We start from the raw sequence: 25930 nt of genomic DNA on the forward strand, positions 1-25930 counted from the left end.
GCCGCGGGCCCGCGGCCCGGGGCGTCAGCCGGACAGCGCGGCCTGGGCGGATTCCGCCGCGGCGAGGCGGGCGCCCGCCAGGACCGCCGCATCGCCGAGCTCGGTGGCGCGGACCTCGGTCGGGACGGGGCTGAGGGCGGCGAGGCGGCGGGCGACGCGGTCCGCGAGGGCGGGCCCGCCCGCGCGGCCGAGTTCCCCGCCGAGGACCACGCACCCCGGGTCCAGGACCGCCGCGACGGCCGCCGCGCCCAGGGCGAGGCGTTCCGCCAGGGCGTCGAGGAAGGTGTCCCCGGCGGCGCCCGCCACCGCTTCCGCCACCGGCCCGGTGAAGCCGTGGGCGGCGGCCAGCCCGGCCACCGCGGCCCGCCCGGCCAGCGCGTGGAAGCCGCCCTCGCAGCCCGCGGCCGAGGGCAGGGAGCCGGTGCCCGGCACGGGCAGGAAGCCGATCTCGCCCGCTCCGCCCGAGGCGCCGCGCCGCAGCCGGCCGTCGAGGACGACGGCCGCGCCCACGCCGGCGCCGAGCCACAGGAGCACGAACGAGCCGGCGTCCCGCGCGGCGCCGGTCCGCTGCTCGGCCAGGGCCGCGAGGTTGGTTTCGTTCTCCACGGAGACCGCCGCGGGCAGCCGCCGCCGCAGGGCCGCGACCAGGCCGCGGTGCCAGGCCGGCAGCCCCGCGGTGCTGCGCAGGCCGCCGTCGGCGTCCACCAGCCCGGGCGCGCCGACCACGACGGTGTGCAGGGGGGCCGCGCCGGCCTCCCGGGCCAGCGCCTCCAGGATGTCCACGGCCTCGTCGACGGCGTCGACCGGGAGGGCCGCACGGGCCAGGGGCCGGCCCAGCAGGTCGGTGACGACGGCGGTCGCGCTGTCGGTGCGCAAGTCGAGGGCCGCCAGGTGCGCACGCCGGGCGGCGATCCCGTACACCCGTGCGTTGGGGCCGCGTTTCCGGGCGCCGGCCTCGCCGACGACCTCGATCAGCCCGGCCTGCGCGAGCCGCTCGACGAGGTCGGCGACCGAGGGCCGCGACAGGCCGGTCATCTCCTTGAGCTGAGCGGCCGTCAGGGGGCCCTCGTCCCTGAGGAGTCGCAGGGCGAGGCGGTCGTTGAGGACGCGGGCCGTGCTCGGCGAGGCGGGGGCGGGGGCCGGGGCGGCCCCGGCCTGGGCGGCAGTCACGGCGCCCATCCTAGGCAGTGCCTCACCCTCACCATCAGGCAGGCTTCCTGATAGTTTGATCGCCATGACCGGCGAAACCGCATCCAGCCCGGCGCGCCTGCGCCCCGCACGTCTCGCCATCGCCGCCGTCTTCTGCGTCCACGGCGCCGTCACCGGCTCCCTCGCCACCCGGATCCCCTGGATCCAGGAGCACGCCGGACTCGGGCCCGGCGCCCTCGGTCTGGCCCTCGCCTTCCCCGCCCTCGGCGCGGCGCTCGCGATGCCGCTCGCCGGGCGGGTCAACCACCGGCTCGGCGCGCGGACTGCGCTGCGCGTCCTGCTCGCCGCGTGGACGCTGTCGCTCGCCCTGCCGGCCCTCTCCCCCAACCTGCCCGCGCTGTGCGCCGCGCTGCTGGTGTACGGGGCCGCCTCCGGCATGTCGGACGTGGCGATGAACGCGCTCGGCGTGGAGACGGAGAACCGCGTCGGCCGGTCGATCATGTCCTCGCTGCACGGCATGTGGAGCGCGGGGGCCCTGCTGGGGGCCGCCGCGGGCGCCGCGGCCGCGCACCTGGGGGCCGACGCCCGCTGGCACCACCTGTTCGCGGCGCTCGCCCTGACCGCTGCCGGGCTGGTCGCCGCGAACAGGGTGCTGGACCTGCGCAGCGCCGCGGACGAGCCGGCGCCGCCGCACTTCGCGCTGCCGCCGCGGTCGGCCCTGCTGATCGGCGGGGTGGGCTTCTGCGCGGTGTTCGCCGAGGGGGCGAGCCTGGACTGGTCCGCGGTCTACCTGCGGGACGTGCTGGACGCGGACGCCGGCCTGGCGGCGGCCTGCACCACCGCGTTCGCCCTGACGATGGCGCTGGCCCGGTTCGCCGGCGACCGGGTGGTCGACCGGTTCGGGCCGGTGCGCACGGTCCGGGCGGGCGGGGCGCTGGCCACGGCGGGCGGGCTGCTCGTGGTGACCTCCCGGCACCCGGCGGCGGCCATCGGCGGCTTCGCGCTGATCGGGCTCGGCGTGGCGGTGGTGGTGCCGCTGGCCTTCGCGGCCGCGGCGCGCAGCGGCCCGGAGCCGGCGCAGGCCATCGCGGGCGTCGCGACGATCACGTACACGTCCGGGCTGATCGCGCCGTCGGCGATCGGCGCGGTGGCGGACGCGACGTCGCTCGTGGTCTCCTTCGCCCTGGTGACCGCGTTGGCGGTGGCGCTGACCGCGGGCGCGCCCGTCCTGCGGCCGCGGGCCGCCTCGGGCGGGAAGGGCGCCCCGGCCCACCGGGGCGAGACCACCGGTACACGGCCGTAACATGGCGCTGGCCGCGCCGGCCGGCCGTGATCCGGGAGCCTGACCGTCCGGTGCGGCGGGCATGCCGGGCGGACAGGATCGACGGAAGTGGTGGGACATGGGCCTCGGCGTGGGCTGGACGCTGCACGGAGACGGGCGGACCCCCGCCCCCGGAGCGGTGGTGCGGCCGGACGAGCGGCTGTCGTGGCCGCGTACCGCGGGGCTGGGCGCCCAGCACGTCGTGGCGATGTTCGGCGCGAGCTTCGTCGCGCCCGTCCTGATGGGCCTGGACCCGAACCTCGCCATCATGATGTCCGGCATCGCCACGGCCGTGTTCCTGCTGGCGACCCGCGGCCGGGTCCCCTCGTACCTGGGCTGCTCGCTGTCGTTCGTCGGCGTCGCCGCGGCGATCCGCGCCTCGGGCGGGGACAGCGCGGTGGTGACCGGCGCCGTGTTCACCGTCGGGGCCGCGCTGTTCCTGGCCGGCCTCGCCGTGCAGCGCTTCGGCGCGCGGATCATCCACGCGACGATGCCTCCGGTGGTGACGGGCGCGGTGGTGATGCTGATCGGCTTCAACCTGGCGCCGGTGACGGCCGCGACGTACTGGCCGCAGGACCAGTGGACGGCGCTGCTGGTGATGCTGTTCACCGGGCTGGCCGTGGTGTGCCTGCGCGGCTTCTGGTCGCGTATCGCGATCTTCCTGGGGCTGATCTTCGGTTACGCGGTCTCGGCCCTGTTCGACCTGGTCTTCGGCAAGATCCACTCGCCGGCGGGCGGCACGGAGGCGGTCGACCACTGGCGGCTGGACCTGTCCGGTGTCGCCAAGGCCGACTGGGTCGGCCTGCCCTCGTTCCACGCGCCGCAGTTCGAGTGGTCGGCGATCCTGATCGCGCTGCCCGTGGTGATCGCCCTGATCGCGGAGAACGCCGGGCACATCAAGGCCGTGGGCGAGATGACCGGCGACCCGCTGGACGACACCCTCGGCACGGCCATCGCGGCCGACGGCGCCGCCTCGATGCTCTCCACGGCGGTCGGCGGCCCCCCGAACACGACGTACTCCGAGAACATCGGCGTCATGGCCGCGACCCGGGTCTACTCCACGGCGGCCTACTGGGCGGCGGCGGGATTCGCGCTCCTCTTCGGCCTGTGCCCGAAGTTCGGCGCGGTCGTCGCCGCGATCCCCGGCGGGGTCCTCGGCGGGATCACCGTCATCCTGTACGGCATGATCGGCCTTCTCGGCGCCCAGATCTGGCTGAACGGCCGCGTCGACCTGCGCAATCCGCTGAACCTCGTGCCCGCGGCCGCGGGCATCATCATCGGGGTCGGCGGGGTCGAACTCCGCATCACGGACACCTTCGTGCTCGGCGGGATCGCCCTCGGCACGCTCGTGGTGATCACCGGCTACCACGCGCTCCGCTTCTTCGCCCCCGCCCACATGAAGGAGCAGCCGCCGCTGCTCGACGCGGGCACCTCCGACTACGACCGCGGAGACGGCCCCGCCGCGGACGGCCCGTCCGGGCAGGGTCCGCGCCCCTGACCCGGGCGGCACGCCCCACCCCGAACCGCCGCCCCCGTGCGCCGCGTTCGCCCGAACCGGGGAAGGACACGCCCAAGTCCCCCGCTCGCGCGCCGCGGCCTGCCACGCTCCCTCCATGGAAGCGGTGCTCGCGCGGATGCGCGCCCTGGACGAGCGGCTCCCCGCGCAGGACGGCGTCGCCGTCTTCAACCGGGTCTACCTGACGGTCACGGAGACGCTGGACGAGCGCATCCGCCGCGGGGACTTCCCCGCGCCCCGGCAGGCGCAGACGCTGAGCGTCAGGTTCGCCGAGCGGTACCTGGCCGCGGTGGAGTCGGAGCGCGCCCCGGCATGCTGGCGGCCGCTGCTGCAGTACCGCCGCCACCCCGGGGTGCGCCCGCTCCAGCACGCGCTGGCCGGGATCAACGCCCACATCGGCCACGACCTCGCGCTGGCGGTGGTGTCCGCCTGCCGGGCGCTGGGCTGCGAACCGCGCGCGCTGGAGGCGGACTTCGACCGGGTCGGCGACACGCTGGTGTGCCTGGAGGAGCGCATCCGGGAGGACCTGATGCCCGGGCCGGACCTGCTGGAGGTCGCCGACCCGCTGACGCACCTGCTCGGCTCGTGGAGCCTGGAGCGCGCCCGCGGCGCCGCCTGGTCGGCGGCCCGCCTGCTGTGGCGCCTGCGCCGCACCCCGGACCTCGCCGAGGAGTTCACCGAGTCGCTGGACGCCGGCGTCGGCCTGGTCGGCCGCTGCCTGCTGACCCCTACGGGCCGGGCATGAGGACGGGCCGCCGCCGCGCTGTGCACGCGGGGGCGGCCCGTGGTCACGGGGAGCCGGGAGGTCAGTCCTCCGGCAGCTCGACCGGGGCGATCTCGTCGTAGACGTCGCCCGGGCCCGGGTTGGTGGCGTCGGTCTCGCCGCCGAGGTGGTGCATGACGCCCCAGACGGCGTTCAGGGCCGTCTGCACGGCGCCCTCTGCCCACCCGGCCGTCCAGGAGATGTCGTCGCCGGCGAGGAAGATGCCGCGCTTGTCCTCCGGCAGGCGGTCCTGCATGAAGTGCGTGAACAGGCGCCGCTGGTAGCGGTAGTGGCCGGGCAGGTTCGCCTTGAACGCGCCCATGAAGTAGGGCTCGTTCTCCCAGGAGACGGTGACCGGGTTGCCGATGATGTGGCGGCGGATGTCGACCTTCGGGTAGATCTCGCCGAGGGACTTCAGCATGACCTCCATCCGCTCGTTCGCGGACAGCGGCAGCCACTTCAGGCTGTCGTCGCACCAGGTGTACGACAGGCAGATGACGGCCGGCTGGTCGGGGCCGTTGTCCAGCAGGTAGGTGCCGCGGGTCATCCGGTCCGTCAGCGTCATCGACATGGTGTCGCGGCCGGTCTCCTCGTCCTTGTCGAGCCAGAACGGGCGGTCGACGGGGATGAAGAGCTTGGAGGACTCCATGTAGTGCGTGCGCTCGATCGCCGTCCAGTGGTCGATCGGGAACAGCGAGTCGTCGCACGCGATCTTGGAGAGCAGCATCCAGGACTGCGCCGTGAAGATCGCGGCGCGGTAGGTGCGGATGTCGCCGGAGGCGTCGGTGACGGTGATGCGGTTGCCGGCGGTGCGGTGCAGGCGGGTCACCGCGGGGCGCGGGGTGCCGTCGTGCAGGGAGGAAAGCGAGGTGCCCGGCGCCCAGTGGACGATCTTCTCCGGCTCGCGCTCCCACAGGCGCAGCGGCAGCTGCTGGGAGCCGCCGACGATGCCGCGGTGGTGGTCGTCGGCCTCGGTGTAGACGACGCGGAGGATCTCCAGGATGGAGTTCGGGAAGTCGGTGTCCCAGCCGCCGGTGCCGAAGCCGACCTGGCCGAAGATCTCGCGCTTGCGGAAGGACTTGAAGGCCTCCGACTCGCACAGGTAGCCGTAGAAGGTCTGGTTGTCGAGCTTCTCGACGAGCTTGGCCCAGATCTCGCGGATGCGCGGGACGTCCCGCTCGCGCATCGCGGTGTTCATGTCGGAGAAGTCGGCGCCCTCTTCGAGGCAGGCGTTCCACGCGTCGGCGACGTCGCGGTAGATCTGCGGGAGGTCGGCGATCGTCTCGGCGTAGTGGGTCTCGCCCTTGAGGTCGACGACCGTCGAGGGGGTGGCCTCGGCGAGCGGGTTCGGGAAGGGCTGCGTCTGCAGGCCGACGAGGTCGATGTAGTGCTGCAGGGCCGTGGAGGAGGGCGGGAAGCGCATGGCGCCCATCTCCGCGGTGAGGCCCTCGGTGCCCGGGCCCTCGAAGCCGACGGTGCGCAGGCGGCCGCCGATCTGGTCGGCCTCGTACACGACGGGCTTGAGGCCCATCTTCATCAGCTCGTAGGCCGAGATGATGCCGGACAGGCCGCCGCCGATGATCGCGACCTCGGTCCCGTGCTCGGTCGCCGGTATCTGGCCCAGGCCCGCCGGGTGGGCGAGGAAGTCGTCGTACGCGTACGGGAAGTCCGGGCCGAACATGGTGATCGGCGGCTGGCCGTCGCTGTGCGGGACGGCGGTGGGCACCGTGGACGTCATGGGGTACGGCTCCTTGCAGGTGGGGCTGGGGGGAGGGCTCGGGCCTCGGGCCCGGGGGCGCTTCGGGCCGGGGGTCAGACGAGGGAGGCGTAGAGCCCGGGGCGGCGGTCGCGCAGGTAGGGGTTGTTCTCGCGCGAGGCCTGAAGGAGCTCGGGGGCGACGTCGCCGACCACCATCTCCTCGCCGCGGCCGGCCCGGGTGCGGGTCACCCCGTCGGGGTTCGCCAGGCAGCTGAGTCCGACGAACTCGAACTCGCCCTCGGGGCCGGTGCGGTTGACGTACGCGATGTACATCTGGTTCTCGAAGGCCCGTACGGGGACGAGCTGTTCGGCGACGAACTGGAAGGGGTGCATCTGCGCGGTCGGCACCAGGAGGAGGTCGGTGCCGGCCAGGGCGTGGGACCGGACGTTCTCCGGGAACTCCACGTCGTAGCAGATCATGATGCCGACGCGGAGGCCGCCGAGGTCCGCCTGGACGACCGGGGTGTCGCCGGGGGTGAAGGCGTCCTGTTCGAAGCAGCCGAAGAGGTGCGTCTTGCGGTAGTTCGCCAGCCGGGCCCCGTCGGGGCCGACGAGCTGCGCCGAGTTGTGGACGGCGGCGCCGTCGCCGCGCTCGGGGTAGCCGTACAGGACGGCGACGCCGTGGCGGCGGGCGATCTCGCCGATCGCGGCGGCGGAGGGGCCGTCGGCGGCCTCCGCGAGGGCCGCGATCTCCTCGACCGGCAGCGCGTAGCCGGTCAGGAACATCTCGGAGGTCACCAGGAGCCCGGCGCCGGTGTCGGCGGCGCGGGCCGCTGCCTCGTCGAGAGCCTTGAGGTTCGCGGCGGTGTCGCCGAGAACGCCGGAGCTCTGGAGGAGGGCGGTGCGCAGCGCGGGCATGGGCTACCTCTGTGACAGGTGGGGTGGGTCCTACGAAGGTACGTTTCCGTGTTCGATCCGGACAAGGTGTGACCGTTGCGATGGGAGCATCGATTTGTTGCGCGTTTGGCGGGAGGTGCGGTGATTCGTTGCGCGGGGTTGCGGGGCGCTTGCGGGCGTGCGGGCGGCCGGTCCGGAGGGGGCGGGCATAAAGGGGGCGGCGGCCGGTGCTGTGGTGGGTGATCGCCGTCCGCAGAGCCGTCCGGCGGGCCGCCGCGCGCGCCCGCGGAGAGGAGTCCAGGCCGCCATGTCGTCCATGTCGCCCGTGTCGCCCGAGACCGGGACGGCCGTGCCCGTCCATGCCCTCGACAACCCGGTGTGGGCCGCGCTGGCGGGTGCGCACGCCGGTCTCGCCGAGGCAGGGCCGGAGGGCCTCGCGGCCCGCTACGCCGCGGACGTGTCCCCGTTCGCGGCGCTGGCCGATCCCGGCGACCCCCGCGCGTGGGCCGATCTGGCGGCGCTGGCCGGGCCGGACGCGCCGGTGTGGCTGACCGGCCTGCCGGTCCCGCCCGGGGACTGGACGACGGTGGCCCGGTTCGGCGGGGTGCAGATGGACGGTACGGCGGTCCGGGCGGAGCACGACGCGGAGGCGGTGCGGCTGGGCCCGGGGGACGTGCCGGAGATCCTGGAGCTCGTCGGGCTGACCCGGCCGGGGCCGTTCCTGGCGCGGACCGTGGAGCTGGGCACCTACCTCGGGATCCGCCGGGGCGGTCGGCTCGTCGCGATGGCGGGCGAGCGGATGCGGCCGCCGGGCTGGACGGAGATCAGCGCGGTGTGCACGCACCCGGACCACCGCGGTCAGGGGCTCGCCGCCCGGCTGGTGCGGGCGGTCGCGGCGGGGGTCGCCGAGCGCGGGGAGCGCCCGTTCCTGCACGCGGCGGCGGACAACACGGGCGCGATCGCCCTGTACGAGGCGATGGGCTTCACGCTGCGCCGCCGGCCCCTCTTCGTCGGGCTGCGCACGCCCGCCGCCTGACGCCGGCCCCCCGGCGGGCGGGGGCGGCGGGCGGCGGTCCGGTGGGAACGCGCCATCCGGGACGGTCGGGCAGGCGGCACGTTTCGCGTCCCGCACAGCGGTCACACGCGGACATGTCGACAACCGATCTTCCGAGGAGGGGACCACCATGACCGACGTCTCGCGGCTGCCGGGCGCCGCCGTCCACCACTGGCAGTGGCAGCTTCGCGCCGCCTGCCGGGACCTGGGCCCCGGCCGCTTCTACCATCCGGCCGGCGAGCGCGGCCCGGAGCGGGAGGAGCGGGACGCGGCCGCGAAGCGGGTGTGCGCCGGGTGCCCGGTGCGCGCCGCCTGCCTGGAGCACGCGCTGCGGACCAAGGAGCCCTTCGGGGTGTGGGGCGGGCTGACCGAGGAGGAGCGCCGGGCGCTGCTGGGCCGCCGGGAGGGCGTCGTGCCGGCCTCGGGGCCGGCGGCGGCTGGTGAATCCGGCCACCGCCGCCGCCCGTCCTTCATCGGCCTGCGCACGTCGGCCCTACAGGACTGAGGCAGGCAGCGGCAGTGCGGCCAGGGCGCCCGAACAGGCCGTCGGGGCCGGCGGGGAGGGGGTGCGATCGAAGCGGTGGTGGCAGGTTGCACGGCGCGGCGAGCGGTCAGACGCAGATGTGGTGGGGCATTCGTACCGGCGGAGAAGCCCCTTCTATTCTTTCGCAGTCCCGATCCTACCGAGATGCCCTGACCAGCCCAAGCAACCGATTGCCGTTCCCAGCACCCAGGGACTGGCGCTGGCACCGCTCAGGCTCTGAGCGCGCCGCCTTGAACCGGGATGCACGGCGCAGTTGGATCGCCGACGGGCCCGTCAGCGCCGACCGCGTGACTGAGAGCGCCCCCGCACATCCGCCGTGGAGAACCGGCCAGAAGCTGCTCAGTCAGTACGCGGGCTCCGGGGAGGGCTGCCCGATTCGTCCTGGTGGCGGCCTCCAGAGCCCGTCTCAGCTGTCCGCTCGGCCGTACAGGGCGCGGAGCGCGGCCATTGCGGCATGGTGTCCGCACATCCCGTGCACCGACGGGCCGGGCGGGGTAGCCGAGGAACACAACCAGGTGCCGGGGAGGGGAATCCGGTAGGGGTTCCAGCGGGCCACCGGGCGGGCCAGCGTCTGCCACAGGCTCATCGCGCCGGAGCCGATGTCACCACCCACGTAGTTGGTGTTGTACGCGGCCAGCTCGGCTGCCGACACGCCCCGTTCGGCGAGCACCGTGTCTCGGAAACCGGGCGCGTGCGCCTCGATCACGGCGCGGATCGTGTCGAGCGGGTTACGGGTGTCGCCGTTCGGCACGTGGGCGTAGGCCCAGACCGGCCTGCGGCCGCGTACGGCCCGTGCCTGGTCCGCGGCAGCGGGGTCGACCACGATGACGTACGGGTGCTCCGCCCGCAGGCCCTTCGCGGTCAGCCTCTCCGCCCGCGCCACCTCCCCGGCCGTTCCCCGTACGCCCGCCAGGTGCACGGTCGCCGCCTGGTAGAGGCGGTGGTCGGCCCAGGGGATCTCCCCTTCGACAAGGAAGTCGGCCTTCGCGGCTCCGGGGCCGTACCGGTACCGGGACAACTGGCGGAGATAGCTGGCGGGCAGGGGCGCGATGCGGGCGAGCTCACGAGGGGAAACGTCGAGCATGGTGAGGCGCCGGCCGACGGGCAGCTCGTCCAGGCTGTTGACGCGCGTCCCCGTGTGGAACCGTCCGCCGAGTGCCCGAATTTGTCCGGCCATGACGTCCGCGATGGCCCCAGAGCCTCCCTCAGGGACGGGCCAGCCCGTTGTGTGGGCCAGGTGTCCCAGCAGCAGGGCGACCGCGGCGGCCGTCGGCGAGGGGAGCCGGCCGATGGCGTGCGCGGCAACGCCCGCGAGCAGGGCCCGGCCTTCCAGGGTTCTCAGGCCGCCTCCCAGCCGCAGGGAGTGGACGGGCATGCGGGTGGCCAGCGCAGCCAGGGCCCGCAGGGACGGCAGGGTCCGCTGGGTGGACAGCATGAGGTCGACGACAGCGGAGGAATGCTCCATCAGGGGGCCCATGAGGGCTCGCCACCGGTTCCCGTCCTTCCCCAGATCGGCACAGGTACGTTCGAGGTCGCCCCAGGCCATCGCAGCGGGCCGGCCCAGAAGCGGATGAGCATAGGCGGCAGACGAGCGCATCATGCGGACTCCGTGCTCCTCCAGGGCGAGGGATTTCATGAAGGGGGAGACGGGGGCCATCGGGTGCACGGCCGCGCAGATGTCGTGGAGCACCTCCGAGTCGAACAGTGCTTCGCTGCGCAGGCCGCCCCCGACGCGCTCGTGGGCCTCGAACACCTCGACGGTGAGCCCTGCACGGGCAAGAGTCAGGGCGGCCGCGAGACCGTTGGGGCCCGATCCGACAACGACGGCGTCTGTCATTCGATGGCTTCCTTCAGCGGTTCTAGCTCACAGCTGGGCGGCGAGCAGGACGGCCAGAGATCCTGTCCACAGTGCGACGGTCCGCATCAGCGTTCGGGTGGGGGTGGGCGGCGTGGGCGGTTGCTCCGCCAGCAGGCGGGGGCCCGTTCCCGCGACGCCGAGGAGGAACGCCCAAAGAAGGACCCCGGAACCGACGGCCCACATTTCTGGCGGGACGCTCAGCCAGCTCCCGCGACGCCAGGCGAGCGCCAGCGCGGCGGCCCCGAAGAGCGCGTGCACACAAACGAGCCCGACCCTCCTGCGGCGGCCCGCAGCGGCGCCCGGCCGCAGCCACGCCATCAGCAACGGTACGGGAGCGCCGAGGGCCGCGAGGGCGGTGACAAGGGCGGAAGTCCAGTCGTCGGCCGGGGGGACCGTCGGCGGCAGGCCGAGCAGGCGTTCACCGATGGAGTCGACAGGACGGTCGGTGTTGCCTAGTACGACTACGCCGCGTTCCGCCGCGCTGTCGAAGGCCATGTACGAGGTGAAGCCGCCGGTCGCCCCGTTCTGCCAGGTGATCTCCCGGCCGCCGATGGTGCTGGTAAACCAGCCCAGGCCGGTGCGGCCGCCCCTTTCGGCTTCGTGCGTGGGGATCGCCGCGCGGGCCCCGGGCGCCGTCTTCTCGATGACGGCGCGGAGGAAGACACCCAGGTCCCTGCCCGTCGTCCAGATGTCGCCGGCCGGGGTGTACCCGGAGGCGAACCAGTGGTCGACAGCGGGACCCGTCGCCTGCCGGCCTTCGGCCGCGCGGGCCGGCAGTGGATCGCCGGCCGCCATGACGCGTGAGTCCCGCATGCCGAGAGGGCCGAAGAGGCGGGCTGAGAGGAGCTCGGGAAATGGTAGCCCCGCGCGGCGCGCCGCCGTGTGGCCGGCGAGCGCCATGCCGAGGTTCGAGTAGAGATACGTGCCGGGGGTGCCGGCGGAGGCCGACTCGGCCGCGCTCAGAACGTCGTCCTCACCAAGACCGCGGTAAGGGTCCTCGCCGAGTAGCATCAGTCGCAGATTGCGGCCCACCATGTCGAGGTTGTCGGGCATCTTCTCCAGGCCGGCCCGGTGTGTGGCGAGGTCCCTCAGAGTAGCCTGGCCGATCAAGGGGTCGGAGAAGCAGCGCTCGTACAGCAGGCGTTCCAGAGGGGTGCCAAGGTCGAGGAGCTTCCGGTCCTCCAGGTCGGCGAGGAGCATGCCGGTCATGGGCTTCCCAATGCTGCCCGCCTCGAACACCGTCGACTCGTCGACGGCCCGGTGCACCGGATTGCCCGAGTCGCCAAGCCCGGCGAACGTCAGCTCCCCCTTGTCAACGAAGGCGACCTCGATGCCCCGGTGGCCGAGGCCGTCGCCCGCCGCCTCGCGCACGCGGGCCGCGAGGGCCGCGTCGCCGGTCGTCGCGCTGCCCAGCCGTGCCGGGGCGGGGGCTACAACGCTCCCCGCCCCGGCACAGACGCCAAGCAGCAGGGCGAACGCTATCGCCTTGGCCGTCGTGCGCGGCATCCGGACGCTCTTCAAGAGGAGACGAGGACGGGGCCGGGCGCTGCCGATGGCGGCATTTTCTCCCCTGGGTCCGGGGCCGCCAACCCGTCGGCGCCGGCCTTGCCGGGTTCCGCCGCCCGCGGACGCCCCTTGAGACGCGGGACAGCCCGGGTGAGCCGGAGATAGTGTGCGTCGCTCATGATCACCAACTCGACGGCCACCACGGTGAGCGAGAAGTTGATGAGTCCGGCCATGTGGACGGCGATCCCAAGGTGCATGAGGATGCCTCCGGCCACGGCGAAGACGCGCCACTTCCTGTTCAGCAGGAGGAAGGTGAAGGCCAGCTGGAAGAAGACCGTTGCATACGTGATGACGACGACCAGGGTGGCACTCTCGTAAATGAAACGGTTGACACCCGGCCAGCCAAATTCGTTGGTGCGCAGGATGTAGTACAGCGCGGTGCCGTTCTGCCACTTCCGGCCCTGCACCTTGTACATGCCCGAAACCAGGTAGACCGTGCAGATCTGCAGAATAGCCGCCAGGACTCCGGCATTATGCAGCAGCGAGCCGATCCGGAAGAGGAAGGGATTCGGACCCGTCGCCTTCTTCGCTTTCCGGCGGCGGGCGTCGAGGGAAAAGCGTGCGCCCGAATCGATGAAGGCGAAGAACACCAGCACGATGACCGTGACGTTGTCCCCGCCGTCAAGGAGTACGGGGTTGCGCTGATGAAGCGACCACAGAAAGACATAGTGGAGGACGTTCATGGCGCGCGTCTTCCAGCCGAGCATGAAGAGCAGCGCGAAAATCATGCCCATATGGAAGACGATTTCGAACCACGTGCTCGACCTGCTCACGGAGTACAGGGAAAATCCCTGCTGCCCGTCCGGCGCCGTGAAGTTCTGCCACGGCCACACCCCGTCGGGTCCCCAGAGGTGTGCGCGATGCATGTAGTCCCGCGCATAGAGGTAGAACCCGAGGCCGCCGAGGATGATGCGGGCGAGGGCGGAACCGATGAGAGCGTGCCGGTTCAGGCTCAGCCTGTCGAGTGTCGTGTAGAAGCGCGTCCGGACGCGCAGGACGATGGATCGCGCTCCTCTGCGCATCGCACCAGAATTCATTGGGAGACCTTAAGTGGCTGCATCCAGGCAACGTCGTAGTAGGAGACTTCGCCCTTGTTTATGCGGACCGAGCGCTGCGAGAAGCGAGGGAACTTGTTCACCACGATGCGGACCTGTACCGCGCGGACGCCGTCACCCCACAGGGCCCTCGCCTCACTACTCGCGACGGCGCGCACGTACATCAGGGCACTGTCGCGAGCGGCCAGCTCGCCGGGGGCGAGCGGCGGATCCAGGGGCGGTGCCTCGCCGCTTACGTCGGCGTTCTTCAGTGCGGCGGGGTCTTTCTCACGCCGGAGCGCGTCGAGATCCTGGTCGTGCCAGCCTTCGAGCCGCTGACGCACGCCGGGGGCCAGCCTCTCGACGCGGGAGGGCCAGAAACGCTGGCGCTGCACCTTGTCGACGTGCGGCGTGGTCACATCCGCCCACTGCGTGGTCTCCACAGACCCGTCGGGCTTCTTCACCTGCGCGCGCACCAGGTATCCGGAGTCTTCGGACACTGGCTCAGGGGCGAACAAGTGCCAATCCTGCTGGAAATAGGGCGCCATGTAGGCTCGGATCTTGTCGTCGTGTTTCTCGCGGATCGGATTAAATGGGGTGTGGTGAAGTGCCGTCATGGAGAAATGAAAGAACACCGCCCCCGCCGCGAGTACACCCATGAGGGACAGAGCGGCCCGCTGGCCACCGCTCATGTTTGCGAGAGGCCGGTGCCCGGATTCTTCCGTCACTGTTTCAGTTTTCGTCTTCCCCGTACGGTGGGCGCGGTCCAGCCACGCCCACCGGCCTTCCTACCTACTGATCGAAGGAGCGCGAGAGGTCGATATCGCTCTGGACATCCACGCCCACGTCACCGCGACGGAACGCGGCACCCTCCCGCTTGGGAATGGCATTCGCGGCCTTGACGTAATCATAGGCCGCGGCGCCCGCGGCCGATCCCGCGGCCTTCTTCAAGAACGCCGTCCAGGACATGGGCACGGCATTGACTTCCCGGAGCTTGTCCGGCTGGCCGCCGGCTTCAGCGAAGGTGGCGGCCGTGGTCTCGGCCGGCGCAGAAACGGAATCGGCCGATGCCGACGACGCGAAGACGACGCCGACGGTCAGGCCGGCGACACCGATTGCGAGCGCGCGAAGCTTAAGCACAATAAACCCCCATGAATATTTCTTTCGACTTTCGTCACCAATGAAGCGAACCCAATGAGCATACATGACGTTTCGAACCATGATCGCCACGCGATTCACGCCACGGCGCACCCAGGTTTACGAATCAATTACTCCGCTTTTGCTTCAAGAATAAATAAGCGGAGGGGGTGCCGCGCGGAGCACCCCGGAAAACACCGACGTGCCACAGGACGGTGTCCTGTGGCACGTCGGTGCCGCTTCCGGTGTGGCGGCGAGGTTCAGCGGACCATGCGCTTGTGGACGTAACCCACGAGGCGCGTCAGGGCGTCGCGGGCTGCAGCCTCCGGTCTGGTGGGCCACATCTTCAACCTCGGCCACGGCGTTGAGCCGGCGACCTGGAACCCTCGCTAACGTCGGCATGACCAAGCGGCGGTAGTCGGCGGGGGCCAGCGATGTGGGGATGCCCGGTCCGTCGACTGAGCCCAGCAGGGTCGCTGTGCTGGTGAGCTGGCTCGAGGCATGTCCAAGGCCTGGAGCTTGGTGATGTTGGCGGAGTGGCCCCGCCGCTACGCGGGGGCGCCGGAGGTGAAGCGGCGCAGCAGCGGGGAGAGGACGAGCACCGACTTGGTGCGCTCCACGAAGGGTTCGCCCGCGATGCGCTCCAGGACCCGCTCGAAGTGCCGCATGTCGGAGGCGAAGACCTGGACGAGGGCGTCCGCGTCGCCGGTGACGGTCGACGCGGACACGACCTCGGGGTACCGCTCCAGCCCCCGCCGGATGTCGTCCGGCGAGGTGTTGTGGCGGCAGTAGATCTCGATGAAGCCCTCGGTCTCCCAGCCCATGGCGGCCGGGTCGACGCGGACGGTGAAGCCGGTGATGGCGCCTTCCGCCCGCAGCCGGTCCACGCGTCGTTTGACGGCCGGGGCCGAGAGCCCGACCTCGGAGCCGATGTCCGCGTAGGAGCGGCGGGCATCCTCGGCGAGGGCGTGCACGATGCGTTCGTCGAGATCGTTCAGTCGCACTGCGGGTGGATCACATTTCTGCTGTGGCCAGTCGGGAGCGGCGGACGCCGTACAGGAAGTACACCACGATGCCGACGGCCATCCAGACACCGAACGCGATCCAGGTCGGCAGCGGCAGGCTGTACATCATGTACGCGCAGGTGATGAAGCCCAGGATCGGGGTGACCGGGAAGAGGGCCACCTTGAAGGTGCGCGGCATGTCCGGCTTGGTGCGGCGCAGGATCACCACGGCGACGTTGACCAGGGCGAAGGCGAAGAGGGTGCCGATGCTGGTGGCGTTGGCCAGCTCGTCCAGCGGGATGAAGGCCGCGAGGACGCCGCAGAAGAGGGAGACGATGAGCACGTTGGCGCGGGGGGCGCCGGTCTTCTCGTCGACCTTGGCGAAGACCTTGGGGACGAGGCCGTCGCGGGACATCGCGAAGAGGATGCGGGTCTGGCCGTAGAGGACGGCGAAGACGACGGAGGCGATGGCGACGACGGCGCCCGCGGCAAGGACGACGCCCCAGAAGGAGTGGCCGGTGACGTCGGTCATGATCTGGGCGAGCGCGGCCTCGGTGCCCTCGAAGTCCTGCCACGGCATGGCGCCGACGGCGACGAAGGCGACGAGGCAGTACAGGGCGGTGACGATGCCCAGCGAGAGCATGATCGCGCGCGGCAGGTCCTTCTTCGGGTTCTTGGCCTCTTCACCGGCGGTGGAGGCGGCGTCGAAGCCGATGTAGGAGAAGAAGAGGGTGGAGGCGGCGGTGCTGATGCCGGCGATGCCGAGCGGGGCCAGCGGGGCGTAGTTGCCGCCCTTGATGCCCAGGACGCCGATGCCGATGAAGAGCAGCAGCGTGACGATCTTGACGAAGACCATGATCGTGTTGATGCGGGCGCTCTCCTTGGCGCCGCGCATCAGGAACACCATGGCGAGCAGGACCACGACGAGCGACGGCAGGTTCATGAAGCCGCCCTCGCCCAGCGGGGCGGAGAGGCTCTCGGGGATCGTGAAGCCGAATATGCCGTCCAGGAGCTCGTTGAGGTACTGACCCCAGCCGACGGCCACGGCCGCGACGGAGACCGCGTACTCCAGGACCAGGCACCAGCCGCAGACCCAGGCGATGAACTCGCCCATCGTGGCGTACGTGTAGGAGTACGAGGAGCCGGAGACGGGCACCGAGCCGGCCAGCTCCGCGTAGGAGAGGGCCGAGAAGAGCGCGGTGAGGCCCGCGAGGATGAAGGAGATCGTCACGGCGGGGCCGGCCACGGGGGCCGCCGTGCCGAGGACCACGAAGATGCCGGTGCCGAGGGTGGCACCGATGCTGATCATGGTCAGCTGCCACATGGTGAGCGAGCGGCGCAGCGTGCCGCCCTCACCCTGGCCGCCCTCGGCGACCAGCTGCTCCACGGGCTTGCGGCGCAGCAGCGGGTTCACAGGCTTGCGCTTCTCCTGGGGGAGCGGCGGCGCCTGACCGTGATCGAGCACGAAGGGACTCCTTTGACACTGCGGAGGGGGAATGAGGCATCGACCGCAGCGGTCCGGGCAGGACGCAGACAAGAGTCTGGGCATGGGGGGACCGCCGAGCAGGCGGTCCGCGCCACTCCACGTACAGCGAGTGAGCCTACGAGCAGAGTGATACCGCCCGTAATGCACCATCCTTGCACATTGGCGCACGATCGTTGCACGGATCCGTCCGGAATAGACCTTTGTTGCGTACGGATGATCGATCGGTGCGCCGGAGACCGGAGAGGCCTCTTCTGATGCACCCTCAGACAACGCGCGGCACGGCACCGCGGGGCGCCCCCGGGACGACCGGCTGGCTCGATCCGGAACCCTTCCTGCGCGGGGTCGCCTGGCTCGACCGGGGCCGCCCCGTGCGGGCCGACCCGGCCGACACCATGCGGCTGCCCTGGGACACCGGCCGGCGCGCCGACCTGCCGATCGGTGTGCGGCTGGAGTTCACCGCGCCGCGCGCCGCCGCCGTCGAGATCCGCTACCGGGCCGAGGTCCCCGACCCCACCCCCGGCACGATGCGGAACCTCGCGCACGTCTTCGCCCTGTGGGACCGCCGCGGGCTCCTCGACGAGGTGTGGGCGGAACCCGCCGCCGAGGGCGCCGTCCGCATCCCGCTCCCCGCCGGGCCCGGACCGTTCACCGTCCACCCTCCCGAGACGTGCTCGCCCCGCGTCCTCGCCCTCCGCGGCGTCGGCGGCCCCCTCTCCCCCGCCCCGCCCGCACCCCGGTGGGTCGTGCACGGCGACTCGATCACCGAGGGCTGGTGGTCCACCCGCCCCGCCCACGGCTGGCCCGCCGTCGCCGGCCGGGCCCTCGGCTGGGACACCGTGAACCTCGGGTACGCCGGCTGCGGGCGCGGCGAACTCGCCACCGCCGAACAGCTCTCCCGCCTCCCCGCGGACGTACTCACCCTCGCCTTCGGCACCAACTGCTGGGCGGGCGTGCCGTATTCACCGCCCCTGCTGTACGAGACCACCCGCGCCTTCCTGGACCTCGTCCGCCAGGGCCACCCCCGCACCCCCCTGCTGCTGCTCTCCCCCGTGCTCCGGCCGGACGCCGAGGACACCCCCAACCGGCTCGGCGCCACCCTCGGCGGCCTGCGCGCCGCCATGGAGCGGGCCGTACGCGACCGCATCGCCGCCGGGGACGGGCACCTCGCCCTGCTCCCGGGCCGCGACCTGCTGAGACCGGAGCACCTGGCCGACGGGCTGCACCCCGACGACGAGGGACACCGGGTTCTCGGCCTTGCTGTGGCCACGTCCCTGCGGCGCGCCGGGTTCGACGCGCGCTGAGTGAGACACCCCACACCGGTGGCGTCGAACAGACCGGTCCCCGCACGGCGTGTCCTTCGCACAACTGCCGGCGCACCGCACACCGCGGAGGCGCCGGACGGACACACCGAACGGGAGAGACCACCATGGGCATCAAGCGCGGGAGCACCCTGGCCGCCGTCGCCGCCGTCGTCGCACTGACCGCCACGGCCTGCGGCGGGAGCGGCGGCAGCGAGGCCGGTTCCGCGAAGCCGGCCGGGGCCGCCGCCCAAGCAGCCGGCGCCGGGGCCGACTCCGGCTACGGGTCCGACTACGGCTCGGGCTCCGGAGCGGGCTCCGGCTACGGCTCGGCGGGCGACGCCGGAGCCGGCAGCGGGCCCGCCGGGCAGCTGGCGGTCGCCGAGACCGACAAGGCCGGCCCCGTCGTCACCGACTCCGCCGGACTCACCCTCTACCGCTTCGACAAGGACACCGCCGAACCCCCGAAGTCGAACTGCGACGGCGACTGCGCCAAGGCCTGGCCGCCCGTACCCGCCGGCGCCAGTGCCGCGGCCGGCATCGACCCCAAGCTGCTCGGCGAGGTCGTCCGCAGCGACGGCAGCAAGCAGCTGACCGTGGCCGGCTGGCCCGCGTACCGGTACGCCAAGGACACCAAGGCGGGCGACGTCAACGGGCAGGGCGTCGGCGGCACGTGGTTCGCCCTCGCGCCCGACGGCAAGAAGGCGGCGAAGCCGGCGGCGGGCGGGGGCGGGGCCGCCCCCGCCGCCCCGGAGCCCAAGCCGGAGGGCGCGCAGCCCGCCCAGGCCGGTCTCTCCGTCGCGACGAACCCCAAGCTCGGCGAGCACGTCGTCGACGGCAACGGGATGACCGTCTACCGCTTCAAGCCGGACAGCGCCTGGCCGATGGTCTCCAAGTGCACGGGCGACTGCCTGGCCAAGTGGCCGGTCGTACCGCCGGTGGACAAGGCGAACGTGAAGGGCGTCACGCTGAAGAACTTCTCGGTGCTGGACCGGCCCGACGGCAGGAAGCAGCAGTCCATCGACTGCTGGCCGGTGTACACCTTCGCCGGCGACAAGAAGCCCGGCGACGCCAACGGCCAGGGCGTGGGCGGCACCTGGTACGCCATCTCCCCCGAGGGCAAGCTGATCACCGCCTCGTAACCGCCGGCCCCTCCGCTCCCCTCCCCCCACCCGCGGACCGCGCGGCCCCCCGCTCCCCCTCCCCCAGGCGGGCGGGCCGCGCACCCGTTCCCCCACAGCGCGCCCGTCCCTAGACTTCCGTCGCATGCTGCGCGTACTGGCCGTCGACGACGAGAAGCCGCTCCTGGAAGAGCTGCTGTACCTGCTGCGCACCGACGCCCGGGTGCTGAGCGCCGAGGGAGCCTCGGACGCCACCGGGGCACTGCGCCGGATCACCCGCGCGCTGGAGAGCGGGCCCGACGGCCCGGACGGCATCGACGTGGTGTTCCTCGACATCCACATGGCCGGGCTGACCGGCCTGGACATCGCCCGCCTGCTGGCGGGCTTCGCGCGTCCTCCGCTCGTGGTGTTCGTCACGGCGCACGAGGGCTTCGCCGTCCAGGCGTTCGACCTCAAGGCGGTGGACTACGTCCTCAAACCGGTCCGCCCGGAGCGGCTGGCCGAGGCCGTCCGCCGGGCCTGCGACCAGCTGGGGCGCACCACGGCCCGCCCGGCGGAGCCCGGCGGCGGCCCGCCCGCCCCGGCCGGCCCCTCGCGCCACGAGCCGGGAGCCGGGCCGGCGCCCGCCGGGAGCACCTCGGACCGGGCGGCTGAGATCGCCGTCGAACTGGGCGGGGTGACGCGGTTCGTGCCCGTCGCCGACATCGCGTACGTCGAGGCCCAGGGGGACTACGCGCGCCTGCACACCGATGCGGGCAGCCACCTCGTACGGATCCCCCTGTCGACCCTTGAGGAGCGCTGGGCCGCGCGGGGCTTCGTCCGCATCCACCGCCGCCACCTGGTGGCGCTCGGCCGGATCGAGGAGCTCCGGCTGGCCTCCGGCACCACCAGCGTCCGCGTCGGGTCGGCGGAGCTCCAGGTCAGCCGCCGCCACGCCCGCCAGCTGCGGGATCTGCTGATGCGCCGGGCGACGGGGTAGCCCCGCCGGCGCCGGCCGCGGCCACGGGCAGGAGGAGCGCGGAGGCGGCGTGGACGGTCAGCCGGATCGGCAGGAACTCCACGGCGTCCAGGCGGGGTTCGCCGGTCCCCGGGTTGAGCGCGTAGCGGGGGTGGGCCGCGGCGGCGACCTGCCAGCGGATGCGGTGGCCGGGCTCGAAGCGGTGGGCGGCGCTGCCGAGGGCGACGCGCACCCCGGTCGGGCGGCCCGGCTCGGCCCGGATGGGCGCGATGCCGTCGCAGACGTTCACGGAGCGGCCGTCGGGAGCCACGTCGCAGAGCCGGGCGAAGACGTCCGTGTGCCCGGTGTCGCTGGAGACCGCCATCCGGGCCGTGACGGGGCCCAGGATCTCCACAGCCTCCTCCAGCGGCGCTCCCGTGAACACCAGGACGTCCTCGCGGGCCTCCACGGCGCGGGTGTCCCGGGCGCCGGCGGTGCGGGAGAGGAGCCGGCCGCCGACGGACGGGGCGGGGTCGTCGGGGTCGTGGCGCAGGGTCGCGAGCGGCTCCTGCCCGTCGGCGGGAGGGTACGCGGAGAGGCCCGCGCCGGGGGCCGCGTACCAGGCGGCGGTGGCCGGTTCGGCCGGCCAGTCGGGGAGGTCGCGCCACTCCTGCGCGCCGCCGGTGTGGACGCGGACCGGGGTGGGCCGCAGCCCGGAGGGGTCGTCCAGGAGGTGGGCGCGCAGCCAGGCGAGGGCGTCCGCGAACATGTCGGGCAGCCCCCGTCCGAGGGCGGAGGCGTGGGTCCACGGCCCGACCAGCAGGCTCACCGGGCAGCCGGCCCGGCGCAGGCGCCGGTACTGCTCCAGCGACTGCTCGGCGAGGAGGTCGTGCCATCCGGTGGCGAGGGCGGTCGGGACGGTGACGCGGTCCAGGGAGGGCGCGAGGTCGGCGCCGTCCCAGAAGGCGTCGTCCGGGTCGGGCCGGTCCATGGCCTCCTCCAGCCAGGGGATCTCGCCGAGCGCCTCCCGGTGGGCGCCGCGCAGGGGGCGTGCGGTGGTGACGGCGCCCAGCCGGCGCTGCAGCCGCAGCATCGCCCTGGCGAGCGCGAGGACGCCCCGGTGCTGGTGGGCCATGGCGGCTCCGATGGCCAGGGACGTGTCGAGGTTCGGCACACCGCCGGCGTGGTAGCAGGCGTGCGGGTCGTGCAGGCCCAGCTGGACGACCATCGCCTTCAGCTCGGGCGGCGGGTCGAGGGCCAGGGCCCACTGGGTGTAGCCGAGGTAGCTCGGGCCGATGGTGGCGAGCCGCCCGTCGAACCAGGGCTGTCCGCGCAGCCATTCCACGGCGGCCCGGCCGTCGGCGGGCTCGTTGCGCCAGAGGTGGAAGGCCCCGCCGGAGCCGCCGGTGCCGCGGCAGCTCTGCACGGCGACGTGGAAGCCCTGCTCGGCGAAGAGCAGGCCGTACAGCGGGGACCAGGGCAGGCCCCGGCCGTACGGGGTGCGGACGAGCAGCGTCGGGAAGTCGCCGCGGCCGCGCGGGAAGTAGTGGTCGGTCAGGAGCGGGCTGCCGTCCGCGGCGGGCACCGGCACGCCCGGCTCCCACCCGACGGCGTGGCGGCGCGGAGGGAGGCCGCGCCAGGTGCTCCGCATGAGCCGGGCGGAGAGCGGCGGCCTGCCGGAGGGCGGAGTCCAGGGGGGCCGCGTGCGGGGGCCGGGAGCGGGAACGGGGCCGGATCGGGGAGGCAGGGGCATGGCGGTGGCAACCACCCTTCTTTGCGTACGGTGCACTACGTACGACGTACGTTAATCCTTCGCGGGAGTCCCGGCAAGGCCGCGCCCGACCGCCTGCCGCCGCATCCGGGCCGTTCGTCGCGCCGCGGGCCGCGTACGGCGCCCCGCCCGCGCCGTCGGCCGCAGCGCCCCCCGGCTCCCCCGCCCCGGCCCCCCGGACGGCCCTATCGTGGGAACGACGTCATCAGGGAGGGTGGGCGGATGGCCGACATCCAGGCGCTGCTCGACGCCGTGGCGGGCCTGCCCCGCGCCCGGCCCGCGGGACCCGCCGAGGCCGAGGCGCTGCTCGCCCGGCTGCGTAGCGCCGCCGCCCGCTGGGCCGACGTCCTGTACGAGGCGGGCGAGGGCGCGGGCAGGCAGTTGCCGCCGCGCGCCGAGGCCGCCCTGAAGCTGGCCTTCCGGCGGGCCGAGGACTCGTACGTGGAGCTGGAGATCGCCTTGCGGGACTGCGCGGAGCACGGGGGCGCGGGGCGCTGACCGCCCCGCGCGGCAGGCGCTGGGGCGCGGTGACGCCCGGTCCCGCGCGCCGGCGCCGCCCCGGCCGGGCGTGGCCGGAGCCGGGCGCCCGAACGCGCCGGATCACGCCTGTTGCCACTCGCGCACCGTGCGTAGACTCCGTCACCCCTCCCCCGGCCGAAGGACCTCCGTTGAACCAGGCGTACGCGCTGACCGCGGTCACCGCCGTCGTCCTGGCCACGGTGCTCGTCGGCGCGCTGGGGCTGCGGATCTCCCGCACCACCTCCGACTTCTACGTCGCCTCCCGCACCGTCGGCCCCCGCCTCAACGCGGCCGCGATCAGCGGGGAGTACCTCTCCGCGGCCTCCTTCCTGGGGGTCGCGGGGCTGGTGCTGCTCCAGGGGCCGGGGATGCTCTGGTATCCCCTCGGTTACACCGCCGGCTACCTGGTGCTGCTGGCGCTCGTCGCGGCCCCGCTGCGGCGCTCGGGGGCGTACACCCTGCCGGACTTCGCCGAGGCGAGACTGGAGTCGCGGGCGGTGCGCCGGATCTCCGTGCTGCTCGTCGTCGGCGTCGGCTGGCTGTACCTGCTGCCGCAGTTGCAGGGGGCCGGGCTGACGCTGGAGATCCTGACCGGGGCCCCGCACTGGGCGGGCGGCGTCGTCGTCGCCGTCGTGGTGACCGCGGCCGTCGCCGCCGGCGGGATGCGGAGCATCACCTTCGTCCAGGCCTTCCAGTACTGGCTCAAGCTGACGGCGCTCCTCGTGCCGGCGTTCTTCCTGCTGGCCGCCTGGGCCGCCGACGGCGCCCCGCGGGCCTCCCTGGACGCCCCCGCCGTCTTCCGAGAGCACACCGCCGTCACCCTCGCCGAGGACGTGCGGCTGGCCCTGGACGCGCCGCTGGCGGTGACCGCCACCGGCCGCGTCGACGGGCGCACGCACACCGCCGAACCGCTCACCCTCTCCCCCGGCGAGCACCTCGTCGGGGCGCGCACACGGCTGGAGTTCGCGCCGGGCACCCCCGTCCCGCGGTCCCGTGCAGCGGCCGGGGCGGGCGCCTCCCGCTGGTCGGAGCCGCTGGCCGCGGACCGCGGGGACGGCCGGGCGTCCGGCCTGTACGCCACGTACGGGCTGATCCTCGCCACGTTCCTCGGCACCATGGGCCTGCCGCACGTCGCGGTCCGCTTCTACACCAGCCCCGACGGGCGGGCCGCGCGCCGCACCACCCTGGCCGTCCTCGCCCTGCTCGGCTCCTTCTACCTCCTGCCGCCGCTGTACGGGGCCCTGGGTCGGACGTACGTCCCCGAACTCGCCCTCACCGGCGACGCGGACGGGGCCGTGCTCGTGCTGCCCGAGCGGGTCCTCGGCGGGCTGCCGGGCGATCTGCTGGGGGCGCTGCTGGCCGGCGGGGCGTTCGCCGCGTTCCTGTCGACGGCATCCGGGCTGACGATGGCGGTGGCGGGGGTCCTGCACCAGGACGTCCTGCCACGGCGCGGGTTGGGCACGTTCCGCATCGCGGCCGTCGCGGCGATGGCGGTGCCGCTCGCCGGGAGCACCGCGCTGGCCGACGCGCCGGTCGCGGACGCGGTGGGCCTGGCGTTCGCCGTGTCCGCGTCGTCCTTCTGCCCGCTGCTCGTCCTCGGCATCTGGTGGCGGGGGCTCACCCCGCCGGGGGCGGTCGCCGGGCTGCTCGCCGGCGGCGGGGCGGCCCTGGGCGCGGTGGCCGCGACACGGGCGGGCGCCGCCCCGCAGGGCTGGGCCCACACCCTGCTGGCCTGGCCGGCCGCCTGGTCCGTACCGCTGGGGTTCCTGACGATGGTGCTGGTGTCGCTGGCCACGCGGTCGCGCGTGCCGGCCGGGACGGCGGCGACCCTGGCCCGCCTCCACCTGCCGGAGTCCGTGGCCGGCGCCCGCCCGGGCGGTGCCCCGTGAGCGCGGCACTCGCTGCGGCGTGCGCCGCTGCCGCGGCGGCCCTGGTGTGCGCCGGCTGGGCGGGCGGCCGGTGGCACGCCCGGCGCGCCGAGCGGGCCTCCGGGCCGGCCCTCGGGACGCCGGTGGAGCGGGCCACGTTCCACACCCTGCACACGGCCTCCCTGGCCGCTCCCCCGCTGCGCGCCGGCCTGACCGCGGACTCGGCCCGCAAGGCCGCCCGGCGGCTGCGGTCGCTCCTGGGCACGGAAGCCCTGTGCCTGACCGACCGGGAGGCGGTGCTCGCCTGGGACGGGCCCGGCGCGGACCACCACGGGGAGCGGGCGGTGGCCCGGGTGGCGGCCGTCCTCGACTCGGGGCGCAGCCTCAGCGTGCGCACGGGCTGCGAGCGGCCGGACTGCCCGCTGCGGTGGGCGGTGGTGGCCCCGCTGACCGGGGAGGACGGGGTGCTGGGCGCGCTCGTGGCCTACGGCTCGCGGGAGTCGGCGGTGCTGGTGCGCGCGGCGACCGAGGTGGCGCGCTGGGTGTCGGTCCAGCTGGAGCTGTCCGAGCTGGACCGCTCCCGGACCCGGCTGATGGAGGCGGAGATCCGGGCGCTGCGGGCGCAGATATCCCCGCACTTCATCTTCAACTCCCTCGCGGCGATCGCCTCGTTCGTGCGGACCGACCCGGAACGGGCCCGCGACCTGCTGCTGGAGTTCGCCGACTTCACCCGCTACTCCTTCCGGCGGCACGGTGAATTCACCACGCTGGCCGAGGAGTTGCGCTCGATCGAGCAGTATCTGGCGCTGGCCGGGGCCAGGTTCGGGGACCGGCTGAAGGTGACCCTCCAGGTCGCGCCGGAGGTGCTGCCGGTGGCCCTGCCGTACCTGTGCCTCCAGCCGCTGGTGGAGAACGCGGTCAAGCACGGCCTGGAGGACTCCTCCGGGGAGTGCCTCATCACCCTCGCGGCCCGGGACGCGGGCGCGGAGGCCGTGATCACCGTCGAGGACAACGGGGTGGGGATGGACCCGGCGCTGCTGCGGCGGATCCTGGCCGGGGAGGCCGGGGAGCGGGCGGGGTCCTCGCCGGGGATCGGGCTGACGAACGTGGACGAGCGGATCCGGCAGGTGTACGGGGACGCGTACGGCCCGGTCATCGAGACGGGGGTCGGCGCGGGCATGAAGGTGACCCTGCGGATCCCCAAGTACCGCGCCGGAGTGCACAGCAGCCCGCCCGGCCGGCGACCGTGACGCGCCGCGGCCCCGTGACGCGCCGCGGCCCCGTGACGCGCCGCGGCCCCGTGACGCGCCGCGGCCCCGTGACGCGCCGCGGCCCCGTGACGCGCCGCGGCCCCGGCCCCGCCCCGCTGCGGCGGGGTACGGGGCCGGG

Annotated in this window: 22 protein-coding genes; 11 read left to right on the forward strand and 11 right to left on the reverse strand. The window is 73.7% G+C overall.

Features of this window, described 5'->3' with window-relative positions:
- Nucleotides 1–24: 24 nt before the first annotated feature.
- The gene (locus ACZ462_RS12435) at nt 25–1179 is read right to left on the reverse strand and encodes an ROK family transcriptional regulator (RefSeq protein WP_467803871.1); all 1155 of its coding nucleotides are present in this window, start codon (nt 1177–1179) and stop codon (nt 25–27) included.
- A gap of 55 nt (nt 1180–1234) precedes the next feature.
- Between ACZ462_RS12435 and ACZ462_RS12440 the strand changes: the two genes are divergently transcribed.
- From ACZ462_RS12440 to ACZ462_RS12450, 3 genes are all read left to right on the forward strand, one after another.
- Nucleotides 1235–2452, forward strand: a complete 1218-nt coding sequence (locus tag ACZ462_RS12440) for an MFS transporter (RefSeq protein ID WP_467803869.1) — start codon at nt 1235–1237, stop codon at nt 2450–2452.
- A 97-nt stretch (nt 2453–2549) separates the two neighbouring features.
- The gene (locus tag ACZ462_RS12445) at nt 2550–3968 is read left to right on the forward strand and encodes a uracil-xanthine permease family protein (RefSeq protein WP_467803867.1); all 1419 of its coding nucleotides are present in this window, start codon (nt 2550–2552) and stop codon (nt 3966–3968) included.
- A 115-nt stretch (nt 3969–4083) separates the two neighbouring features.
- The gene (locus ACZ462_RS12450; protein ID WP_467803866.1) at nt 4084–4731 is read left to right on the forward strand and encodes a DUF5995 family protein; all 648 of its coding nucleotides are present in this window, start codon (nt 4084–4086) and stop codon (nt 4729–4731) included.
- A 61-nt stretch (nt 4732–4792) separates the two neighbouring features.
- On the opposite strand, the gene ACZ462_RS12455 is transcribed toward ACZ462_RS12450, so the two are convergent.
- On the reverse strand, nt 4793–6487 hold the full coding sequence (locus ACZ462_RS12455; protein ID WP_467803865.1) for a flavin monoamine oxidase family protein: 1695 nt from the start codon (nt 6485–6487) through the stop codon (nt 4793–4795).
- 74 nt (nt 6488–6561) lie between these two features.
- Entirely contained in the window at nt 6562–7365 is an 804-nt protein-coding gene (locus tag ACZ462_RS12460) for a carbon-nitrogen hydrolase family protein (protein WP_467803864.1), read from the reverse strand.
- Nucleotides 7366–7651: 286 nt separating this feature from the next.
- On the opposite strand from ACZ462_RS12460, the gene ACZ462_RS12465 reads away from it, so the two are divergent.
- Complete coding sequence (locus tag ACZ462_RS12465) at nt 7652–8380, forward strand: GNAT family N-acetyltransferase (protein ID WP_467803862.1); 729 nt, start codon at nt 7652–7654, stop codon at nt 8378–8380.
- Between the two features lie 148 nt (nt 8381–8528).
- Nucleotides 8529–8903, forward strand: coding sequence for a WhiB family transcriptional regulator (locus ACZ462_RS12470; RefSeq protein ID WP_467803861.1), 375 nt, complete (start codon nt 8529–8531; stop codon nt 8901–8903).
- 445 nt (nt 8904–9348) lie between these two features.
- Here the strand turns inward: ACZ462_RS12470 and ACZ462_RS12475 are convergent, their stop codons facing one another.
- From ACZ462_RS12475 to ACZ462_RS12505, 7 genes are all read right to left on the reverse strand, one after another.
- Nucleotides 9349–10779 carry a phytoene desaturase family protein gene (locus ACZ462_RS12475; RefSeq protein ID WP_467803860.1) on the reverse strand — a complete coding sequence of 477 codons (1431 nt, stop codon included), beginning with the start codon at nt 10777–10779 and terminating at the stop codon, nt 9349–9351.
- Between the two features lie 27 nt (nt 10780–10806).
- The gene (locus ACZ462_RS12480) at nt 10807–12306 is read right to left on the reverse strand and encodes a serine hydrolase domain-containing protein (RefSeq protein WP_467803858.1); all 1500 of its coding nucleotides are present in this window, start codon (nt 12304–12306) and stop codon (nt 10807–10809) included.
- An 11-nt stretch (nt 12307–12317) separates the two neighbouring features.
- Nucleotides 12318–13403, reverse strand: coding sequence for an HTTM domain-containing protein (locus ACZ462_RS12485; protein WP_467803857.1), 1086 nt, complete (start codon nt 13401–13403; stop codon nt 12318–12320).
- On the reverse strand, nt 13400–14128 hold the full coding sequence (locus ACZ462_RS12490; protein WP_467803855.1) for a DUF5819 family protein: 729 nt from the start codon (nt 14126–14128) through the stop codon (nt 13400–13402). Before ACZ462_RS12490 ends, ACZ462_RS12485 begins: the two co-directional genes overlap by 4 nt.
- A 64-nt stretch (nt 14129–14192) precedes the next feature.
- On the reverse strand, nt 14193–14630 hold the full coding sequence (locus ACZ462_RS12495) for a hypothetical protein (RefSeq protein WP_467803854.1): 438 nt from the start codon (nt 14628–14630) through the stop codon (nt 14193–14195).
- A gap of 455 nt (nt 14631–15085) precedes the next feature.
- Nucleotides 15086–15541, reverse strand: a complete 456-nt coding sequence (locus ACZ462_RS12500) for an Lrp/AsnC family transcriptional regulator (protein WP_007262967.1) — start codon at nt 15539–15541, stop codon at nt 15086–15088.
- A gap of 10 nt (nt 15542–15551) precedes the next feature.
- Nucleotides 15552–17006 carry an amino acid permease gene (locus tag ACZ462_RS12505; RefSeq protein ID WP_467803853.1) on the reverse strand — a complete coding sequence of 485 codons (1455 nt, stop codon included), beginning with the start codon at nt 17004–17006 and terminating at the stop codon, nt 15552–15554.
- Nucleotides 17007–17281: 275 nt separating this feature from the next.
- On the opposite strand from ACZ462_RS12505, the gene ACZ462_RS12510 reads away from it, so the two are divergent.
- From ACZ462_RS12510 to ACZ462_RS12520, 3 genes are all read left to right on the forward strand, one after another.
- Nucleotides 17282–18328 (forward strand): GDSL-type esterase/lipase family protein, encoded by a 1047-nt coding sequence (locus ACZ462_RS12510; protein WP_467803852.1) that lies wholly within the window; start codon nt 17282–17284, stop codon nt 18326–18328.
- 125 nt (nt 18329–18453) lie between these two features.
- Entirely contained in the window at nt 18454–19467 is a 1014-nt protein-coding gene (locus tag ACZ462_RS12515; RefSeq protein ID WP_467803850.1) for an SCO0930 family lipoprotein, read from the forward strand.
- 124 nt (nt 19468–19591) lie between these two features.
- Nucleotides 19592–20425 (forward strand): LytR/AlgR family response regulator transcription factor, encoded by an 834-nt coding sequence (locus ACZ462_RS12520; protein WP_467803848.1) that lies wholly within the window; start codon nt 19592–19594, stop codon nt 20423–20425.
- Here ACZ462_RS12520 and ACZ462_RS12525 read toward each other — a convergent pair.
- The gene (locus ACZ462_RS12525) at nt 20367–22034 is read right to left on the reverse strand and encodes a CocE/NonD family hydrolase (protein WP_467803847.1); all 1668 of its coding nucleotides are present in this window, start codon (nt 22032–22034) and stop codon (nt 20367–20369) included. The genes ACZ462_RS12520 and ACZ462_RS12525 overlap by 59 nt on opposite strands.
- A 342-nt stretch (nt 22035–22376) precedes the next feature.
- Here ACZ462_RS12525 and ACZ462_RS12530 point away from each other — a divergent pair, with 342 nt between their 5' ends.
- From ACZ462_RS12530 to ACZ462_RS12540, 3 genes are all read left to right on the forward strand, one after another.
- Nucleotides 22377–22652, forward strand: a complete 276-nt coding sequence (locus tag ACZ462_RS12530) for a hypothetical protein (protein WP_467803846.1) — start codon at nt 22377–22379, stop codon at nt 22650–22652.
- Nucleotides 22653–22822: 170 nt separating this feature from the next.
- Entirely contained in the window at nt 22823–24562 is a 1740-nt protein-coding gene (locus tag ACZ462_RS12535; RefSeq protein ID WP_467803845.1) for a sodium/solute symporter, read from the forward strand.
- Nucleotides 24559–25791: a histidine kinase gene (locus tag ACZ462_RS12540; RefSeq protein WP_467803844.1), complete on the forward strand. Its 1233-nt coding sequence runs from the start codon at nt 24559–24561 to the stop codon at nt 25789–25791. Before ACZ462_RS12535 ends, ACZ462_RS12540 begins: the two co-directional genes overlap by 4 nt.
- The last annotated feature ends 139 nt before the right edge of the window (nt 25792–25930 follow it).

The organism is Streptomyces sp. NPDC031121, assembly GCF_055570615.1.

Excerpts from the sequence above, each read along its gene's own strand:
- ACZ462_RS12435 (WP_467803871.1), bottom strand. The coding sequence starts at position 1,179 with ATGGGCGCCGTGACTGCCGCCCAGGCCGGGGCCGCCCCGGCCCCCGCC.
- ACZ462_RS12485 (WP_467803857.1), bottom strand. The coding sequence starts at position 13,403 with ATGAATTCTGGTGCGATGCGCAGAGGAGCGCGATCCATCGTCCTGCGC.
- ACZ462_RS12530 (WP_467803846.1), top strand. The coding sequence starts at position 22,377 with ATGGCCGACATCCAGGCGCTGCTCGACGCCGTGGCGGGCCTGCCCCGC.
- ACZ462_RS12525 (WP_467803847.1), bottom strand. The coding sequence starts at position 22,034 with ATGCGGAGCACCTGGCGCGGCCTCCCTCCGCGCCGCCACGCCGTCGGG.
- ACZ462_RS12465 (WP_467803862.1), top strand. The coding sequence starts at position 7,652 with ATGTCGTCCATGTCGCCCGTGTCGCCCGAGACCGGGACGGCCGTGCCC.
- ACZ462_RS12445 (WP_467803867.1), top strand. The coding sequence starts at position 2,550 with ATGGGCCTCGGCGTGGGCTGGACGCTGCACGGAGACGGGCGGACCCCC.
- ACZ462_RS12460 (WP_467803864.1), bottom strand. The coding sequence starts at position 7,365 with ATGCCCGCGCTGCGCACCGCCCTCCTCCAGAGCTCCGGCGTTCTCGGC.
- ACZ462_RS12450 (WP_467803866.1), top strand. The coding sequence starts at position 4,084 with ATGGAAGCGGTGCTCGCGCGGATGCGCGCCCTGGACGAGCGGCTCCCC.
- ACZ462_RS12470 (WP_467803861.1), top strand. The coding sequence starts at position 8,529 with ATGACCGACGTCTCGCGGCTGCCGGGCGCCGCCGTCCACCACTGGCAG.
- ACZ462_RS12440 (WP_467803869.1), top strand. The coding sequence starts at position 1,235 with ATGACCGGCGAAACCGCATCCAGCCCGGCGCGCCTGCGCCCCGCACGT.
- ACZ462_RS12475 (WP_467803860.1), bottom strand. The coding sequence starts at position 10,779 with ATGACAGACGCCGTCGTTGTCGGATCGGGCCCCAACGGTCTCGCGGCC.
- ACZ462_RS12510 (WP_467803852.1), top strand. The coding sequence starts at position 17,282 with ATGCACCCTCAGACAACGCGCGGCACGGCACCGCGGGGCGCCCCCGGG.
- ACZ462_RS12520 (WP_467803848.1), top strand. The coding sequence starts at position 19,592 with ATGCTGCGCGTACTGGCCGTCGACGACGAGAAGCCGCTCCTGGAAGAG.
- ACZ462_RS12480 (WP_467803858.1), bottom strand. The coding sequence starts at position 12,306 with ATGCCGCGCACGACGGCCAAGGCGATAGCGTTCGCCCTGCTGCTTGGC.
- ACZ462_RS12515 (WP_467803850.1), top strand. The coding sequence starts at position 18,454 with ATGGGCATCAAGCGCGGGAGCACCCTGGCCGCCGTCGCCGCCGTCGTC.
- ACZ462_RS12455 (WP_467803865.1), bottom strand. The coding sequence starts at position 6,487 with ATGACGTCCACGGTGCCCACCGCCGTCCCGCACAGCGACGGCCAGCCG.